This is a genomic window from Synechococcus sp. CB0101 (assembly GCF_000179235.2).
Lineage (GTDB): Bacteria > Cyanobacteriota > Cyanobacteriia > PCC-6307 > Cyanobiaceae > Vulcanococcus.
On the sequence record NZ_CP039373.1, the window covers coordinates 2,295,599 to 2,313,285 of the forward strand.

The window sequence follows — 17,687 nt, forward strand, 5'->3', positions numbered from 1 at the left end:
GCACAGTTCAGCCTCTCAAAACGATTTGTCCCCTCCGATACACCCCGCGATGTGCTCTGGTGTGGAACAGACCTCACCCTTGGTATTCGCACCCAAGAAGTACGAAACTGTTGGGCGTGTCCCAGCATCAACGCATTCGAATCAAGCCTGATTCGCCTTGGCCTAGCCGATCGAAGCATTCATAGCAGCGAATGGAGCCTTATCACCCTTCACGCCAATGATTTCACGGGAGGCTTCAAGATCGGGCCAGAATCGAGAGATAGATCTCGATATCAAATAAAGGGAGAGGGTCTCTTCAGCGGATCCGGCACCTATTGCGTTCAATACTTTTCGACGGCGTTGATAGCGCCATTCACCTCACCATACCAGCCTAGGCCTGAACGAAAGGAACAAGGAACAGAATACCTGCCCAACCGGCTGGCCCCAAAACCAACCATCACCACTTCGAAGGTCGAGCAATGATCACGGATTTCACCAGCCAAGAGCGCATCATCCTACGTGGCTTTGATCCTGAAGATGTCAAGATCACACAACACTCCAGCTCAAGCGGAGGGCTGTCGATCAGGAATCAGGATTTCTGGATTGACCTTCGCAGCAGTGCGGTCAATCGAAATGAACCAATCCATCTAATCGCATTCAACTAAACACAACCTCTAATCATGTTACGCAGCATTCAGAATCTCGGCAGGCTGATCGCGCCCTTCTTCACAGGCTCAGCAAACAAACGCTCGATCGCCATCATCGCCATTTATCTGATCCTTGCCTTCCTGATAGCTCTCGGGCTCGCCATGGCTGGGATTTTGGCAGTTCAGGCACTCATCAGCTGGCTCGTTCCTCAGAGCATCGCCACCAGCGCCTTCGCTGAAATCAGCAGCTTCACGCAGTGGCTGCGGCAAAGCCATATGGATGCACTCACCGCTTCGCTGGCCGGGGCTGCTGCTGTAGCGCTAGCAGCTGCAAGCCGCTCACTACAACGCCCCCAGAAAACGGCCTGGCTCTATGTAATTGGCAGTTTCACTCTGCTACTGCTATTGAATGCAATGCTTGTTGACTTCTCCTATCTTGCCAATCACCTAACCAATGCCTTTACCTCTCGCAATGAAAGCCAGGCCAAAAACATCCTAATCGGACTAGCCCTCATCCTTGGCGGGCTAGTCCCTGTTTTCTATAGCAGCACACTCGTCTCTCGCAATCTAGCAAACTTCTGGCGATCAGTCTCCAGCCAACAATACATTAACAACTACCTTCGCAACAACAGTTTCTTCCGCATCAGCTCGGCAAGCAATACAGCCGATAGGCAAATCGACAACCCAGACCAACGCATCACCCAAGACACCGACGAGTTCACCCAAGAAGCCACTTATCTCTTTTTCGAATTAGTTCGCAGTTTCATCTCAACCGCAAGTTTTTCACTGGTTTTATGGTCAATCAACCCTGTAGCCTTTGGAATCGTGATCGTGTATGCATTAACAGGAACAGCTATTGGAGCGGGCATCGGCAGGAAGCTTTTCAAGCTCAATTACAAACAGCTAGAACTCAATGCAGACTTTCGCTACGCAGTCATTCAGGTACGCGACAATGCTGAATCCATCGCCTTCTACCGCGGCGAAAGCGCTGAACGCACCCGGATGACAGCTGCCCTCGACAGCGCTATTAACAATAAGTATAAACTCATCAAGAACGTCTCCGCTTTTGGCGCTTATCAAGCCACCTACGCCAATCTTCAGATTTTTGTACCCTACATCCTACTCTGGACGACTTACTTCAACGGAGATGTGGAATTTGGAGCGATCAGCCAAACAGCCATAGCCTTCTCATCTGTGATGGGGACCTTTAGCTTCCTGGTTGATAATTTCACCTCCCTAGCAACTCTATCGTCTAACGCTGTTCGACTAGAGGAGCTCTCTGAGGCACTCATCCCGACCGCGCAAATTCAAGGTCCAGGCTCCCAGAGTTCGGACGCCGTAATCGACGTAAAGAAAGCCTGTCTTCATGTTCCGCACACTGATCGGCTCCTGATCAAAGACCTCACCCTCAACGTGAGCCCTCACGATCGCATTTTGCTCGTGGGCTCCTCAGGCACCGGCAAAACCTCACTCCTCCGCATGCTCAGCGGGCTTTGGCATCCATCCGCCGGCTCAAGCCACAGCAAAGGCCTGGATGACGGTGTAATCTTCGTTCCACAAAAGCCCTATCTATTTCGCTGCAGCCTTAAGGAACTGCTCTTCTACCCCCACACCCCACGGGCCATCAGCACCGAGCAGATTGCAGCCACACTCAAGGCTGCGAACCTACCCAACCTGCTCCAGCAACATCCCGATCCCGATGAGGTTGTGGAATGGCAAAAAGTGCTCTCCGTTGGCGAGCAACAGCGCATTGCCTTTGCACGGGTAATGCTGAGCCAAGCGAGCTTCGCACTCCTCGATGAGGCCACCAGCGCCCTCGACACCGCCAATGAGCGAGCCGCCTACCAGCAGCTGCAGCAATCAGGCATGGGATACATCAGCGTTGGCCACCGGCCGTCCCTGCTCGAGCATCACAGCAAAGTGCTCGAGCTTCAAGCCGGTGGACACTGGCGACTGATCGAGGCTGATCAGTATGCCTTCGCCAGTTGAATCAAAGGCGCAGCTCAACTCCCATAGGCCACCTCACAAGCCGCGTTCAACAGCTGCGCCTCGGAGAGATTGTTCGGTGCATAGCCGTTCAGTTCACCATCACGGCAATCGGCATCCATCTGGTAGGTGACACCACCGCGGCTCACCAGAAAACGAATGCCGTTGTCGGTTTCAGCTTGTACCGAACGGTAATTCAGCTGATAGGAGCTATCGGGCACCACGATCGTGGGTGCTTGCGTGCGTTGGGCACTGGTGATCGCCGCAGCGATGATCGAGCCCGCCGCAAGGGCGCCGTAATCCCACGCGGCTGATCGCGACCCCCACCAGCCCCAGCCGCGGTAGGTGGAGCTGTTGTACCAACCCCGGCGGGTATTGCGGTACGAGGAGGGCGCCCAGGTGCGTGGATCACAACCCAGCCCGTTGCAGGGGCGATTCCAATGGTTGTAGCGCTGCACCGGGCTCCAATACTGCTGCTTCCAGCGATTGGGATTGCGACGCCAATAGTCGGGATGTTTGAAGGACGACGTCGACTTGGTACGACTCGACTGGCTGTTACGCCTTTTGTTGGTGTTGTTCTTCTGTTTCGACAGGCCAGGCTCTACAGCCTGTAGGGCCATCACGGCCACCACACACGCCAGCAGACCACGGCGCAACAGCAATGGCATCCTTCACCTTGAGCTCATTCAATGATGCCTGCTAAGGCGCAATGGGCGTCATCGTGCGGGATGATTCGGCACCAGCGGTTTCCGCCGGAATCGTGTCGAGGCTGAAGCGATAGCCCTGCTGCCGCACCGTTTCAATTCCGCCGCCTTCGCCGAGGCCCGCCTGTTCGAGCTTGCGCCGCAACGTGAGCACCTGGGTATCCACCGAGCGGGGCCCGCCGCTGAACGGCGGCCAGGCCATGCGCAACAGCTCGCTGCGGTTGCGCACCACCCCTGGCGGCATCAACAACGCACACAGGAGAGCAAATTCCCTGGGGCTCAGCTCCACCGGCTGATCGCGCAGCGTCACCTGGCGCAGCAGCAAATGCACCTCCAGCGGACCCACACACACCCGCTCCTGCAGGCCGCTGCGGCTGCGGCGCAGCAACGAACGGCTGCGGGCTGCCAATTCCTCCAGGCCGAAGGGCTTGCGCAACACCTCATCGGCGCCGGCGTCGAGCAACGCCACCACAGGCTCCGAGCCCGAGCGCGCCGTGAGCACCATCACCGGGCAGCGCAACTGCGCCGCCAGCTTCAGGGCGGTGGTTTCCTCCAGCAGCTCCGCGGCCACCAACAGATCCGGGGTGAGGTCGTCGCACAGGGCCACGGCCTCGGCGGCGCTGGCCACAGCGGCGGCTAGATAGCCGTCCTGGCGGAGGCGTTGGGCCAAGACGGTGCGCAACGTGGGGTGGGGATCAACCACCAACACACGTTTCAGGGTTGTTTCAGCCCCATTGGGTGTGGAGCCGGCAGCGGAGGAATCCACCTGGTTCTCCATGATTCTGCCTACGCTATCCCTGTTTTCCTGGCCAGAGTGGTATCAGGCGATGCCTTGCCAGCTGTCCCAACCGGTCCGCTCATGACCGCCCTGCAACACCCCGACGCGATCCGCCACTTCCAATCCCTCTGTGATGCCTGCCAGTCGCTGGCCAGCCGCTATCACAGCCCGGCCGAGCTGCGCCTTTACGCAGACGGCTATCTGCATGCCCTGCGCAAAACGGCGGTGCTGGATGCCCTCACCCAGCGGCGCCTGGAGGAGCTGGTGGATCGCTGGATCATGGATCCCTCGAGCTTCATCGGCCCGGGTGATGACATGAGCACCCTCTACGAAACGGGCCGGAACTGATCCGGCCCCCGAGCGCGTCCGGCGCTGATCAGGCCAGCGCCACCGCCAGCTTTTCGCGCAGTTCGCCGGAGTTGTACATCTCGATCAGAATGTCGGATCCGCCGATGAACTCGCCGTTCACGTACACCTGGGGAATGGTGGGCCAATCGGAGAACTCCTTGATGCCCTGACGAATCTCCATATCGGAGAGCACGTCGAAGGTTTCGAAGGCCACCCCCAGGGAGTTGAGGATCTGCACCACGTTGTTGCTGAAGCCGCACTGGGGCATCAACTTGCTGCCCTTCATGAACACAAACACGGGGCTGCTGCCCACCAGTTGTTCGATGCGTTGCTGGGTGGAGGCGTCCATGGTTCAGGCGGTGGGGGTGGAGGTCTGCAGGGCCAGGGCGTGAATGGCCTCACTGGCCAGCTCGCTGCGCAGGGCGCCGTACACGAGCTGGTGCTGCTTCACGCGGCTCAGGCCGTCGAAAGCGGTGGAGACCACCGTCACCTGCAGGTGATCGCCGCCGCCGGTGAGGTCTTCCACCTCAACACGGGCATCCGGCAGCGCCTGGGTGATGGCAGCTCGCACCTGGTCGGGATGGACCATGAACTGGAGAGTCGCGAAGCGGGCTACCGAGCGAATGTAGGCGCGGCCCTCACTGGGCTGCCGGAGTGGCGCTGACGGCGTTGTAGGGAGTGGCCACAAAGCCCAGCTCCAGCAGGCTCTGGTAGGCCTTCTGACCCTGGGGGCTGGTGGGCGACATGCGCTGCACCACCTTCACGAGCAAGGGAACAGCAACAGCCGGCTGATTCATCCGGCGCAGCAACGCCGCCAGGCGGAGCTCGATATTGGCCTGGAGCTCGGTGGCCTCACGGCCCTTCTGATCCATCTCGCGGGGGATGCGGGCATCGAGGCCGCGGAACGCACCGGAGAGGCCGCGATAGGCACTCACCAGATAACTGGCTGCTTCCAGCGCCTTGTCGTAATCGCTTTTGGCTTCGTTGAGCTTGCCGGCGGCGGCAGCGGCGTCGCCCTGGGCCACCTTGGCCTGCACGGAAGCCAGGTTGAGGCCGGAGCTGGCGGAGGCCAGCACCTTCTCGGGCTCCTGCTGCGCCATGGCTGGCAGGGAAGGGGTCACCAACGCCAGGGCGCTGAGGGCAAGAGCGGCGATCGGCCGGCGCACGGCAACAAGTCAGACGTTGGAAAACTCTACGGGCGTTGCAAAGCCGCCCTCCGCGGCGCTGCGGCCAACCGCTTCGAGGGCCTGGCGCTCCGCCGCGGCCATCGCTGCCGCCAGCTGATCGCTGAAGCGTTTGGCGGCCTCGCGGCCATGGCCCTCCACAAACAGCGGCTCCCCAAACGCCAAGGCCGCCCGATCGCCAAAACGCGGGATGGCACGGCCATAGGCGATGCCGATCGGCAACACCGGCACCTGCAGGCCATGGGCCGAGGCCAGCAAGGCCAGGCGCGCGAGCCCCTGCATCAGCCGGATCGGGCCGGGCTCGCGCATGATCCGCCCCTCCGGAAACACCACCAGCTGCTGGCCGGCCTCGAGCAGATCCACGGCAAAGCGCAGGCTGGCGGTCTGGGGCTTGAGTTGATTCACCGGGAAGCAGCCCAGCCGGTGCAGAAACCACCCCTGCAGGCCCTTCATCTCATCGAGGGTGACCATGAAGCGGCAGTCGCGGCCGCTCACGCGGCGGCCCGCCGCATAGGGGAGCATCAACGCATCCCAACGGGCGCGGTGCGTGGGCGCCATCAGCACCGGACCGCTGTGGGGCAGATGCTCACCGCCAAGCACTTTGAGCGAGCGGAAAAAGCCCTTGAGGGCCACATCCTGGGTGAGCAGCATCGCCAGGGGCGACAGCCAGGGGCTGATGCCGTTGCACAGGCTCTGCTCGCGCTTGCTCAGCTGACTGGACGCCGTCGCCACCCTTCTGCGGCCTCAACGGCCATCCCGAAAGACTCAACGTAGTGGTGGTGTTGCAGCTCTACAGCGCGGGGCAGGCACTTCACCCTGCGGTCCTGCGGCGGCAGCATCCGGCCCATCCATAGGATCCGGCCAGACGCCCCTGATGCCATGGCCAGCCTTGGCGTGAACATCGATCACATCGCCAACGTGCGCCAGGCCCGCCGCACCGTGGAGCCCGATCCGGTGAGCTACGCCCTGCTGGCGGAACTGGGCGGTGCCGATGGCATCACCGTGCACCTGCGCGAAGACCGCCGCCACATTCACGACCGCGATGTGGAGCTGCTGCGCCAGGTGGTGCGCAGCCGCCTCAACCTGGAGATGGCCGCCACGCCTGAGATGGAGGCGATTGCCCTGCGCATCAAGCCCGACATGGTGACCCTTGTGCCCGAAAAGCGCGAAGAGGTCACCACCGAAGGCGGTCTGGATGTCGCCGGCCAGCTGGAACCGCTTCAGGGCCTGGTGGGGCGCCTGCAGGAGGCCGGCATCGGCGTGAGTTTGTTTGTGGATGCCGAGCCCACGCAGCTCGAGGCCTGCCGCGCCGCGGGCGCCCGTTGGGTGGAGCTGCACACGGGCACCTACGCCGAAGCCGATTGGCAGCAGCAACCCCTCGAGCTGGCCCGCCTCACCGAAGGCAGCTTCATCGCCCGCAGCCTGGGGCTGCGCGTGAACGCTGGCCATGGCCTCACGTATCAAAACGTGGAGCCTGTGGCGGCGATCGAGGGGATGGAGGAGCTCAACATCGGCCACACGATCGTGGCCCGCGCCCTGGCGGTGGGCCTGGAGGAGGCGGTGCGGCAGATGAAGGCTTTAGTTCAGAATCCCCGCGGGGAACCCCTGTTCGGCAGCACCAGTTCATGACCCAGTACCACTTCGTGGCCGCCAGCGAGACCTTCCTCACCGTGGAGGAGCCCCTCGATGAGGTGCTGCGCGAGCGGGTGCGCAACTACGGCGAACAGGGCAAGGAGATCGACTTCTGGCTGGTGAAGCGCCCCGCCTTCCTGCAGGCACCGGAGCTCAAAGCCATCGCGGATCAGGTGCCCCAGCCCGCTGCGGCCGTGGTGTCCACCGACGCGAAGTTCATCGAATTCATGAAGCTGCGCCTGGAGTTCGTGGCCAAGGGCAGCTTCGAAGCCCCCAGCACCTCCATCCCCGACGCCCTGGCCAGCGCGGCCTGATCGGGCCATCACTCGGTCACTGAACGGGCCTCAAGAGAAACCCCTGATTCTGTACAAACCGTACAGAATCAGGGGTTTTGTGGTCTACGCGTTGTGGCGGCGCCGGCTCACCGGATCGGCGCTGCGGCCTCAGAACAGCCCCAGAAACTTCTTGCGCGGTTGCTCGCCATCCGCCGCGGCCTCGGTGCGGCCCTGGTCGCCGTCTTGCTGGTAACGGGGCTTGGCGTCGCCGATGGTGAGCAGGGCTTCTTTGTTCTTCCACCAAATCCAATCGCGGATGGGCGGGGTGCGGGTCAGTTCGGCGCGGGTGAGGCCCAGGCCAAGCTTGCGGGAGGCATCGAGCAGCACCTCCACCATCTGATCGCCGTTGCTGCAATTCGCCAGCGCTTCATTGGTGCGCTTGGCACCATCGAGCGCCTTCACCAGGATCGAAACCCGTTGCCCCACCGAGAGCGTGCGCGGATCAATGGGCTGGCTGTCCATCAGCGCTGGCGTGGTTGCGGGCAGGTTAACGGCGTTGCAGGGATGACAGAACTGCCACCCAGGAGCAAAAATGGGGCCAACGCGCCGTCTGTATGACGTCCCCCCAGCGCCGCCCCCATCACTGGGTGATCGGTGACGTTCATGGCTGCGCCGACGCGCTGGAGCAGCTGCTCCTGAAGCTTCCGGCAGGCGATCGGCTGATCTTCTGCGGCGATGCGATCAACCGCGGCCCGGGCATCGCGGCGAGCATGGAGCGCATCTGGGGCCTGGTGGAATCGGGCCGGGCGGTGTGGCTGCGGGGCAACCACGAACAAGACCTGATCAACGGGCTGCAAAGCGTGAACTGGCAAGCCGAGCGGCGCCTCGCTGGCTGCGACACCTACCGCCAGCTCGGCGACAGCCGCTCCCGCCAGTGGCTCGAGCGCTTGCAACATCTGCCCCTGGCCTACTGGGGCGAGGGCTGGGTGGCCACCCACGCCGGCTTCGACCCCAGCACCTGGCAGCCCGATCTGCGGGTGCGCCTCGATTTCTGGCAGAACTACGACGGCCGCTTCGGCGATGTGGTGATCGGCCACACCCCTGGCCCCCACGTGCGCCGGCTTCACCACATCGTGATGGTGGACACGGGCGCCTGCTACGGCGGCGACCTCAGCGCTTACTGCCCCGAAACCCAGGCTGTGATTGCCGTTCCCGGCCTGCGGGCCGAACAGGCAAGCCCCATGCCCGGCTTCCGCGGCCGTTCACCCGAGCCGGCAGCCGCCCTGGGCTGAGCCTTGCTCACGCTGTATCGCAGCAATCGCGCTGAACTGCTGGCCCAGGTGTTGGCCGCCCAGCTGCGGCTTGAGCCGCCCGGCCCGCTTGAGCAGATCCAGGTGGTGGTGAACACCTGGCCCACCAGCCGCTGGCTGGGGGAGCAGATCGCCACGGGCAATGGCGCCGGCATCGCCGCCAACCTGCGCTTTCCCTTCCCCACCAGCCAGTTGCGGCAGGTGGTGGATCAATGGCTCGGCAGCAGTCCTGCCCCCGGCCCCGACCCCTGGCGCGCCCAAAACCTGGTGTGGCCTTTGCTGGAGCTCTTGCCGCCGCTGCTCGAGCAACCCGAGGCGGCCCCCTTGCAGCGCTGGTTGCAGCAACGCCAGGGCCACAGCCAGTTGCGCCAGCTGGATCGCCCCCTCTGGCAGCTGGCCCGGGCCATCGCTGATGCCATCGATGATTACGGCCTCTACCGCCCCGCCATGCTCGAGGCCTGGCTGCAGGGCCAGGCCGTGGATAGCCGCGGCCAACCGCTCCCGCCGGAGCTGCTCTGGCAACCGCTGCTGGTGCAGCGCCTGGCGGAAGCCCTTCCCGGTGAAGCCTTCGGCTTGCGGGCTCTCGCGCTGATCCGCCGGCTGCAGCAGGGCTGGAGGCCCGACAGCACCAACCCTCAGCCGCTGCGCCTGTTTGGCCTGAGCAGCCTGGCGCCGGTGCAGGTGGAGCTGCTCCAGGCGATCTCGGCCTGCCAGGCGGTGGAGCTCTACCTGCTCACCCCCTGCCGCGACCTTTGGCAGCGGCGCGACGCCGCCGGCAGCCGCGATCCCCTCAGCAGCGATTGGCTCCTGGAGGTGCCCGGCCTGGAGGCGCGCTTCGGGCGGCTGGGGGCTGAGTTTCAACAGCTGCTCGAGGGCAGTGGCGAAAACCAGCTGGGGGAATGGCGCGAAGGCGATCTGTTTTTTGCGCCGGCGGCGGTGGCCGTGGAGCAGGGCCGCACGCCCACGCTGCTGGAGCAACTGCAGGAGCGGCTGGCCAGCGGCGCCGCCGATGGCGAGGCCACGGACGCGCTGCAGGCCGATCCCGGCGACAGCTCCCTGGAATTCCACGCCTGCCCAGGCCGGCTGCGCCAGTTGCAGGTGCTGCGCGATCGCCTGCTGCAGCTGCTCGCCGCCGATCCCAAGCTCGAACCGCGCGACATCCTGGTGATGACGCCCCAGGTGGAGGCCTTCGCACCGCTGGTGGGGGCGGTGTTCGGCGACAGCGGCGCCACCGGTGTGCAGCTGCCCTGGCGCCTCACCGACCGCAGCCAACAGAGCGAAGCGGGCATCAGCCAGGGGCTGCTCGAACTGCTGCAGCTCGGCGGTGAACGCTTCACCGCCTCGGCCCTGGAGCGGCTGCTCGCCTGCACGCCGCTGCTCACGGCCCAGGGGCTCGAGGGGGACGACGCCGCGGCCATCAGCCGCATGCTGCAGGAGGCTGGCTTTCGCTGGGGCCTCGACGGGCGCGACCGCGGCGGCGATGGCACCCATAGCCTCGAGTGGGCCCTCGATCGCCTGGTGCTCGGCCTGGTGCTGCCCCAACTGCCCGGTATGGCCCCGGGCGACTGCGCCCCCTTAGCGATGGAGGGCAGCCTCGAGCAACAGCAGCGCTGGATCGCCCTGCTGCGCACCCTGCTGGAGCAACTGCGCTGGCTGGCTCAACCGCGGTCGCCAGCCCAGTGGATCGAGGGGCTGCGTCCCCTGCTGCAAGCGCTGTTTGGCGATGGCGGCGAGCGGGCCTGGGAGCTGCAGAGCCTCCACGCCGTGCTGTCCGATTGGAAGGCGGTGGCCCAGGCCAGTGAGCTGGAGCTGGCGGCGCCGGTGGTGGCCGAACTGCTTGGCGAGCGGCTGAGCGAAGGCAGCGGCCGCTTTGGCCACCGCTCCGGTGCCCTCACCATCAGCGCCCTCGAGCCGATGCGCGCCATCCCCCACAAGGTGGTGGTGTTGATGGGCCTCGATGCCGGCGCCTTCCCCCGCCAGCGTCAGCGCCCCGGCTTCCACCTGCTCGAGCAACAACGCCAGCTGGGCGACCCCAACAGCGGCGATCAAGACCGCTACGTGTTGCTCGAGAGCCTGCTCTCGGCGCGGCAGCACCTGTTGGTGAGCTGGAGCAACCGCGATGAACGCAGCGGCGAAGCGCTGGAGGCCTCCACCCCGGTGCGGCAATGGCTGGAGTGGCTCAGCCGCGAACTGCCGCAGCTGCCCCTGCGGGTGCACTGCGCCAACCCGCTGGAGCGCGCCAATTTCCTGCCCGCCGACCCCTGGCCGCCCGCCAGCTGCGATCGCCGCCTGCTGCAGGCGCGCCAACAGCTTGAGCAGGGCCTGAGCGCCCCGCCTGCGCGGGGCCTGGCCTTCAGCGCCATGCCATCACCAGCCGCTGAGCCCGTCGCCAGCCCCGAGCAGGCCTGGAGTGAGCTGCGCCAGTGGATCGAGCAGCCGCAGCGCAGCTGGCTGGAGGGGCTGAGCTTGCGGCCCCGGGAGTTCGATCACCCCGTGCTCGATCGCGATGCCCTCGAACTGGGCGAACGCGAACGGGCGGCGCTGCTGCGCCAACAGCTCGATCCCCTGCCCGAGGCGCTGCCCGATTGGCCCTTGATCGAGCGGGGTACAGGCCTGCTGCCTCCCCAGGCCGCCGGCGAGCTGGAGGTGCAGCAGCTGGAGCAGCGCTGGCTGGACCTAAGCAGCTGCCTCGAGCTGCTCGGTGAGGCGCAGCAGCGCCCAGCCAGCTGGGAGGGGCTCTCGGGCGAGCTGTCCTGGCGTGGCCGCCAGCTGGTGCTCGTGCACAGCGCCAAGCCACGCACGCCGCAGCGGCTCGTGCTCTGGCTGGAGCTGCTGCTCGCCTGCGCCGCCGGCCAGGCCCCCGTTGGCGCTGCGCTGGTGGGCCGCGATGGCCATCGCTTCCGGGTGCTCGAGCGCCTCGAAGCGCTGCCCGCTGCGGAGGCAGCTCTGCAGCTCGAGCAGCTGCGCCAGTGGCACCAGGCGCACCGCCAGCGCTGCTGGCCCCTACCCCCCGACACGGGCTGGGCCTATGCCGCGGCCAGCGAGCAGCGCCGCTGGAGCGCAGCCCTGGGGGCCTGGGAGGGCAATCCCCTGCTTCGTGGTGAACGGCGTGATCCGGTGCAGGCGGTGTGTTTCGGCGCCGATCTGCCGTTGGAGCAGCTGCTCACCCCCAAGCTTCAGGCCCTGGCCTTGCAACTGCATGGGCCCCTGCTGCAGCGGCGAAAGGAGGAGAAAAAACCATGAGCCTCCGCCGCTTCGATGCCAACGCCATGCCCCTGGGCGCGGGCATCCGCCTGCTGGAGGCCAGTGCGGGCACCGGCAAAACCTTCGCCCTGGCACACCTGGTGTTGCGCCTGCTCAGCGAAGGCCGCGCGCCGCTAGCGGTGGAGCAATTGCTGGTGGTCACCTTCACCGATGCAGCGGCAGCGGAACTGCGCGATCGCATCGCCCGCCGCCTGCAGGACGCCCTGCAATTGCTCGAACCCGGCAGCAGCGCCACCCCCGGCGATGCACCCCTGGCCGCCTGGCTGGAGGCCCTCGGCCCCAATCCACCGGCATTGCTGCGCGGCCGCCTGCTGCTGGCTCTCGAGCAGCTTGATCGCGCCGACATCACCACCATCCACGGCTTCTGCCGCCGGACGCTGCAGCGCCAGGCCCTCGAAGCTGGACTGGGGCCAGCGGTGAGCCTGGAGAGCGAAGGCCGCGAGCGCCGCGCCGAGCTGGTGCACGACTACTGGAGCCGCCAGGTGCTCCCCCTGCCAGCGGGGTTGCTGGCGGGGCTGCGCCAGAAGCAGGTCAGCCCAGAGCAGCTGGCGGGGCTGCTCGGCAGCCTCGATGGCGATCCGGCGCTGGCGCTCGATCCGCTGCCGCTAGCCAGCGATACCCCCTTAGCCCCTCAGCTCGAAGCGCTGTGGCCGCAGCTCTGGCAGCGCTTCCAACAGGAGTGGCAGGAGCGCAGCGAAGCACTGGAAGAAGACCTCGCCGCCGCGGCCAGCGAGCTCAACAGCCTGGGGCTCCCCTACAAGCCCTTCCGGCTCAAAGCCAAGCCCGACAAGCTGCAGCGGGTGCAGGCCTGGCTGGACGGGCTCACCGGCACCCCGAGCTATCAAGAGGTGCTCAGCCAGAGCGATCTGCTCGGCTACTTCCACCCCGGCAGCTTCTGCAAGGTGGCGGCCGTGGCCCATGGCGAAGCGGTGCCGCTGCCGCAGCGGCCGTTGCTCGAGGCGATCGCAGCACTGGTGGATGGACCGGCGGAGCTGGCGCTGCTGCACTTCGCCCATTGGGGCCGCTCCGAACTATTGCGGCGGCGGGAGCGCAGCGGCCAGATGGGGTTCGGCCAGCTGCTCGAGGCCCTCGATCCAGGACCCGACGCCAGCTCCCCCTCGCCATTGCTGGAGGCCGTGGCCCAGCGCTACCGCGCCGCCTTGATCGATGAATTCCAGGACACCGACCCAATCCAGTGGCGGATCCTGCAGCGCGCCTTTACCGGGCCCGGCTCCAACCACCTCCTGGTGATGGTGGGCGATCCCAAACAGGCGATCTACCGCTTCCGCGGTGGTGAACTGGCCACCTACCGCCAGGCCGCCGCCAGCGCCAGCGAGCGATACGGCCTGATCGAAAACCGCCGCTCCAGCGCAGCCCTGGTGGCGGGGCTCAATGCCCTGATGCGGCCGGGGCTGGTGCTCTCCGAGCTGGATGTGCCTGAGGTGGAGGCCCAAGCCAACAAAGGCGAGCTGCTGCTCGGCGCCGACGAAACACCGCTGCAGCTGTTGCCGGTGGAACCCGCCCAGCTCGAGAGCCGTGTGGCGGCCCTCTGCCAGGCCGTGCTCGAGCGACGGCTGGTGTTGCGGCAGGGCGCGAGCGAACGGGTGCTGGAGCCCGTTGATCTCTGCCTGCTGGTGGGGCGCCACAGCCAGGCCGAAAGCTTGAGAGCCGCGCTGGAGCAACGGCAACTGCCCAGCCGGCTGGTGAGCCGCGGCGATGTGTTTGAAACCGTGGGTGCCACGGCGCTGCAGCGCCTGCTCGATGCCTTGGCCAGCCCCGGCGACCCGGGGCGCCAACGCCTGCTGGCGGCCTCGCCGCTCCTGGGCTGGTCGGCCGAGGAGCTGCAGGCCAGCCCGCCGGAGCGCTGGGATCAGCTGGCGGCGGATCTCAGCCAATGGGCGCAGCAGCTGCCGCGGCTCGGCCTCACCGGTGTGCTCGCCGAGCTGCTCGCCGCCGATGGCCTGGCGCAGCTCTCGCTGCGGGGCCGGGCCCTGGCGGATCTGCAGCAGGCGGCCGAACTGGTGCAGGAGCAGATGCACAGCCAGGGGCTGGGGGCGGTGGCGGCGGCCGATTGGCTGCGCAACCTGCGGCTGCAGGAGGAGCGCGACCCCCCCGATACCCACCTCTGCCGCAGCGACGCCGCCCAATCCGCCATCGCCGTGGTGACCGTGCACCGCAGCAAAGGGCTCGAATACCCAGTGGTGATCTGCCCCTATCTCTGGAAGGCCCCAGCCCCCGCCAAGGCCGGTGGCCAGCGGCTGGGGCGGCGCTGGCTGCCACCTGATAGCCCGTCGCCGCGGCTGGATCTCCACCTCAATCCCTATTGGGGGCCCGGCCGCACCGCCGCCCGCCAAGACCACCAAGCCCAGCTGCAGGAGGCGGAGCGCCTGGCCTACGTGGCCTGCACCCGCGCCCAACACCTGCTGGTGCTCGCCTGGCCCGGCGCCGACCAAGCCGAAGCCGGCAACCCACTCAGCCCCTGGCTGGAGCAACCGGAGCTGGCGGCACTGCACCCGATCGATCCGGCCGAACTGCCGCCGCCGAAGCGTCCCTGGACGCCCGATCCTGAGCAGGGCGCCCTGGAGCTGGGCCCCACCCCCAGCCGCAGCCTCGATAGCCGCTGGGGCCGGGCCAGCTATTCCGCCTGGGCCCACGCCGGCGCCGCCCTGCCGCCCCAAGCGCAAGACGAAGGCCGCGACAGCGATGCCCTCAACCCCGCCGACGACAGCGACGCGGCCGCCGCGCCGGCCACACCCAGCTCCAGCTGGCCGGCGCTGGGCCCGCTCGCCGCGTTCCCCCGCGGCTCAGGCCCAGGGGATGCGCTGCACCGCATGCTCGAGCAACTGGATTTCGGCGAGCTGGCGCACAACCCCGAGGCCAGCAGGCCCCTGTTGCTGCAGGAGCTCGAGCGCGCCGGCCTCGACGCGGAGCTCATCGATCCGCTGCTGGACGGGCTGGTGCACTTGGTTCAAAGCCCCCTCGGCGGTGCGCTGGGGGCCTGCCGGCTGATGGATCTGGCGAGCGGCAGCTGGCTGAGCGAGCTCAACTTCGATCTCCCCCTGGCCCACGACGACCCAGATCGGCTGGTGCGCAGCAGCGGCCTGGCCAGCGCGTTTGAGCAGCACCCAGGCGGGCCCTTCGGCGCGGACTACGGCCGGCAGCTGCGCAGCCTGCAGGTGGCCAGCCGCGGTTTCCTCACCGGCTCGATCGATCTGGTGTTCCAGTGGCAGGAGCGCTGGTGGGTGGCCGACTGGAAGAGCAACTGGCTGGGCCGGAAAGGCAGCCAAGGCCAGGTGCTGGCCTGCGGACCGGCCGACTACAGCCAAGCCGCCATGGCAGAGCTGATGTCCCGCAGCCACTACCCCCTGCAGGCGCACCTCTATCTGGTGGCGCTGCACCGCTATCTGAGCTGGCGCCTGCCCGGCTATGCCCCCACCCAGCACCTGGGCGGCTACGCCTATGTGTTCCTGCGCGGTGTGCCCGGGCCGATGGCTGATCCCGAGGCGGGTGTTCCCGGCGTGGTGGTGGACACACCGCCCCTGGAGCGTGTGTTCGCCCTCGATGCCCTGCTGCGGGAGGGCCAGCCATGAGCAGCCTGGCCGCCGCCCTGCAAGACACCCTGCTGCGCCGCCAACCACCGGCGCCTGGGGCGGATCCGCGCCTGCTCCAACCAGTGATCACCGCGTTGTTCGAGGCCCTGGAGCAGGGCGAGCTGGGGCTCGATCTACGCCAGAGCGAGCTGGAGGAAGCATCCCTGGAGGCCCTCGCCGCCAGCGGCTGGCTCACCGGGCCCGAGGCGCTGCTGGTGCGCGATGGCCCCTGGCTGCGCTGGCGCCGCTGGCATGAGCAGCTCGAGCATTGCTTGAGCGATCTGATCGCCCGCGCAACCACACCCCTCAGCCCCGCCCCCAGCCCGGGCACCCTCAACGCAGCCGCGGCCACCGCAGCCCAGGCCGGGCTGGACGCGCAGCAACAGGCCGCTGTGGTGGCGCTGCTCGAGCGGCAGCTGGTGCTGCTGCTCGGGGGGCCCGGCACCGGCAAAACCTCCACCGTGGCGCGGATGCTCGAGGCCGCCCTGGCCCAGGAACCTCAGCTCCGGGTGCAGCTGGCCGCCCCCACCGGCAAGGCCGCCGCCCGGCTGAGCGCAGCGCTCACCGGCGTGCAACCGCTGCCCTGCTCCACCCTGCACCGGCTGCTCGAGGCCCGCGGCAGCAACCGCTTTGCCCGCAACGCCCGCCATCGGCTGGAGCTCGATCTGCTGGTGGTGGATGAGCTCTCGATGGTGGATCTGCCCCTGATGGCCGCCCTGCTCGACGCCCTGCCGGAGCAGGCCCGCCTGCTGCTGGTGGGGGATCCAGGGCAACTCCCGCCGGTGGGCACCGGCGCGGTGCTCGAGGAGCTCTGCCGCCCCCACATCCGCAAGCAGCTGGGCGGCGCGGTGCTTGAGCTCACCACTACCTACCGCAACAACGGCGCCATCGCCGACGTGGCCGCCGCCCTGCGCCAACAGGCCCCCAGCGCCGCCGATCCCCTGCTGGCCCTGCGGCCGCAGCTCGAGCAGCTGCCAGCCAACGCCAACCTCGCCTGGCTGGAAGCCCCACTGCCCCAGTTGCCAGCGGCCGTGCTCCAGCCGCTGCGGGAGCAGCAGCAGCGGCTGCGTCAGCGCTGCCAGGCGCTGCGTTGGCAGGGGGAGCAGCTGCACCCCAGCGATGGGGCCGCCCTGCTGGGGCGCTGGAAGCGCGCATCGCCTTGAGCCCGCTGCGGCAAGGGCCCTGGGGGGGTGGAGGCCTTGCACCGGGCGCTGCTCGGCCCTGCTGCCGCGGCACCGCTGGAGCGCTGGCCCCTGGGCACGCCGGTGCTGAACCGGCTAAACCGCCCCGAGCAGGAGCTCGCCAACGGCGACATCGGCGTGCTCGTGGAGCGCGAAGGCCAGCGGCTGGTGTGGATGAGCTCCGGCCGGTTGCTCCACCCGGCCCGGCTGGCGGGGGCCGAACCCGCCTTGGCCCTCACAGTGCACAAATCCCAGGGCAGCCAATACGGCGAGGTGCTGCTGCTGCTCCCCCCCAGCCGTCACAGCGATCCGCGCCTGCTCTACACCGGGCTCACCCGGGCCCGCCAGAAGGTGCTGCTGGTCACACCACGGCAAGCCACCTAGCGTCGGGGCCATGAACAGCGTGGTGGAGCGCCCCTGGGGCTGGTTTGAACCGCTGGGCAGCGGTGAGGGCTACCTGGTGAAACGGCTCTGCATCCGCGCCGGCCAGCGCATCAGCCTGCAGCGCCACCACCACCGCAGCGAGCACTGGGTGGTGGTGGGCGGCCACGGCACCCTCCTCTGCGACAACCACACCGTGAACGCCCAGGCCGGCACCACCTTCTGGATCCCCTGCGGCGCCGTGCACCGCGCCAGCGCCGGCGATCAGGATCTGCTGATCGTGGAAGTGCAGCGGGGCGATCAGCTCAGCGAAGACGACATCGAACGCCTCGCCGATGACTACCAACGCATCGCGGAGCGCGCTTCCGGCCAAGTGTTAAGTTGATTAAGAGACCCTTTGTGTAAGGGCAAGGCAGTTATTCGAAGCG

At 66.9% G+C, this 17,687-nt stretch carries 17 protein-coding genes; 10 read left to right on the top strand and 7 right to left on the bottom strand.

Annotation, left to right across the window (positions count from 1 at the left end):
- Window positions 1–659: 659 nt before the first annotated feature.
- Window positions 660–2,615 (top strand): ABC transporter ATP-binding protein/permease, encoded by a 1,956-nt coding sequence (locus tag CB0101_RS12465; protein WP_010303348.1) that lies wholly within the window; start codon window positions 660–662, stop codon window positions 2,613–2,615.
- A gap of 14 nt (window positions 2,616–2,629) precedes the next feature.
- On the opposite strand, the gene CB0101_RS12470 is transcribed toward CB0101_RS12465, so the two are convergent.
- A complete protein-coding gene (locus CB0101_RS12470; protein WP_010303352.1) occupies window positions 2,630–3,280 on the bottom strand; it encodes a hypothetical protein in 651 nt (216 codons plus the stop codon).
- A 31-nt stretch (window positions 3,281–3,311) separates the two neighbouring features.
- Entirely contained in the window at window positions 3,312–4,094 is a 783-nt protein-coding gene (locus tag CB0101_RS12475; protein WP_010303356.1) for a response regulator transcription factor, read from the bottom strand.
- An 81-nt stretch (window positions 4,095–4,175) separates the two neighbouring features.
- Between CB0101_RS12475 and CB0101_RS12480 the strand changes: the two genes are divergently transcribed.
- The gene (locus tag CB0101_RS12480; protein ID WP_010303359.1) at window positions 4,176–4,442 is read left to right on the top strand and encodes a DUF6761 family protein; all 267 of its coding nucleotides are present in this window, start codon (window positions 4,176–4,178) and stop codon (window positions 4,440–4,442) included.
- Window positions 4,443–4,470: 28 nt separating this feature from the next.
- Here CB0101_RS12480 and grxD read toward each other — a convergent pair whose 3' ends face one another.
- From grxD to CB0101_RS12500, 4 genes are read right to left on the bottom strand one after another with little or no spacing between them, the layout of a single operon-like run.
- Window positions 4,471–4,791 (bottom strand): Grx4 family monothiol glutaredoxin, encoded by a 321-nt coding sequence (gene grxD / locus CB0101_RS12485; protein ID WP_010303363.1) that lies wholly within the window; start codon window positions 4,789–4,791, stop codon window positions 4,471–4,473.
- Window positions 4,792–4,794: 3 nt separating this feature from the next.
- Window positions 4,795–5,031: a BolA family protein gene (locus CB0101_RS12490; RefSeq protein WP_010303368.1), complete on the bottom strand. Its 237-nt coding sequence runs from the start codon at window positions 5,029–5,031 to the stop codon at window positions 4,795–4,797.
- Between the two features lie 49 nt (window positions 5,032–5,080).
- Entirely contained in the window at window positions 5,081–5,608 is a 528-nt protein-coding gene (locus CB0101_RS12495) for a hypothetical protein (protein ID WP_010303370.1), read from the bottom strand.
- Window positions 5,609–5,617: 9 nt separating this feature from the next.
- Complete coding sequence (locus tag CB0101_RS12500) at window positions 5,618–6,358, bottom strand: 1-acyl-sn-glycerol-3-phosphate acyltransferase (protein WP_010303372.1); 741 nt, start codon at window positions 6,356–6,358, stop codon at window positions 5,618–5,620.
- Window positions 6,359–6,505: 147 nt separating this feature from the next.
- On the opposite strand from CB0101_RS12500, the gene CB0101_RS12505 reads away from it, so the two are divergent.
- Both CB0101_RS12505 and CB0101_RS12510 read left to right on the top strand, forming a co-directional pair.
- Window positions 6,506–7,255 (top strand): pyridoxine 5'-phosphate synthase, encoded by a 750-nt coding sequence (locus CB0101_RS12505; RefSeq protein WP_010303375.1) that lies wholly within the window; start codon window positions 6,506–6,508, stop codon window positions 7,253–7,255.
- A complete protein-coding gene (locus tag CB0101_RS12510) occupies window positions 7,252–7,572 on the top strand; it encodes an MgPME-cyclase complex family protein (RefSeq protein ID WP_010303381.1) in 321 nt (106 codons plus the stop codon). Before CB0101_RS12505 ends, CB0101_RS12510 begins: the two co-directional genes overlap by 4 nt.
- Window positions 7,573–7,701: 129 nt before the next feature.
- On the opposite strand, the gene CB0101_RS12515 is transcribed toward CB0101_RS12510, so the two are convergent.
- Entirely contained in the window at window positions 7,702–8,055 is a 354-nt protein-coding gene (locus CB0101_RS12515; RefSeq protein ID WP_010303383.1) for a hypothetical protein, read from the bottom strand.
- Window positions 8,056–8,147: 92 nt separating this feature from the next.
- On the opposite strand from CB0101_RS12515, the gene CB0101_RS12520 reads away from it, so the two are divergent.
- From CB0101_RS12520 to CB0101_RS12545, 6 genes are read left to right on the top strand one after another with little or no spacing between them, the layout of a single operon-like run.
- The gene (locus CB0101_RS12520; protein ID WP_010303385.1) at window positions 8,148–8,825 is read left to right on the top strand and encodes a metallophosphoesterase; all 678 of its coding nucleotides are present in this window, start codon (window positions 8,148–8,150) and stop codon (window positions 8,823–8,825) included.
- Window positions 8,826–8,828: 3 nt separating this feature from the next.
- Window positions 8,829–12,086 carry an exodeoxyribonuclease V subunit gamma gene (locus tag CB0101_RS12525; RefSeq protein ID WP_136644156.1) on the top strand — a complete coding sequence of 1,086 codons (3,258 nt, stop codon included), beginning with the start codon at window positions 8,829–8,831 and terminating at the stop codon, window positions 12,084–12,086.
- A complete protein-coding gene (locus tag CB0101_RS12530) occupies window positions 12,083–15,697 on the top strand; it encodes a UvrD-helicase domain-containing protein (RefSeq protein ID WP_010303406.1) in 3,615 nt (1,204 codons plus the stop codon). The genes CB0101_RS12525 and CB0101_RS12530 overlap by 4 nt, the downstream gene beginning before the upstream one ends.
- Entirely contained in the window at window positions 15,694–16,860 is a 1,167-nt protein-coding gene (locus CB0101_RS12535) for an ATP-dependent RecD-like DNA helicase (RefSeq protein ID WP_136644157.1), read from the top strand. The genes CB0101_RS12530 and CB0101_RS12535 overlap by 4 nt, the downstream gene beginning before the upstream one ends.
- 27 nt (window positions 16,861–16,887) lie before the next feature.
- Window positions 16,888–17,262, top strand: coding sequence for an ATP-binding domain-containing protein (locus CB0101_RS12540; protein WP_050778725.1), 375 nt, complete (start codon window positions 16,888–16,890; stop codon window positions 17,260–17,262).
- 10 nt (window positions 17,263–17,272) lie between these two features.
- The gene (locus tag CB0101_RS12545; RefSeq protein WP_010303433.1) at window positions 17,273–17,644 is read left to right on the top strand and encodes a phosphomannose isomerase type II C-terminal cupin domain; all 372 of its coding nucleotides are present in this window, start codon (window positions 17,273–17,275) and stop codon (window positions 17,642–17,644) included.
- The last annotated feature ends 43 nt before the right edge of the window (window positions 17,645–17,687 follow it).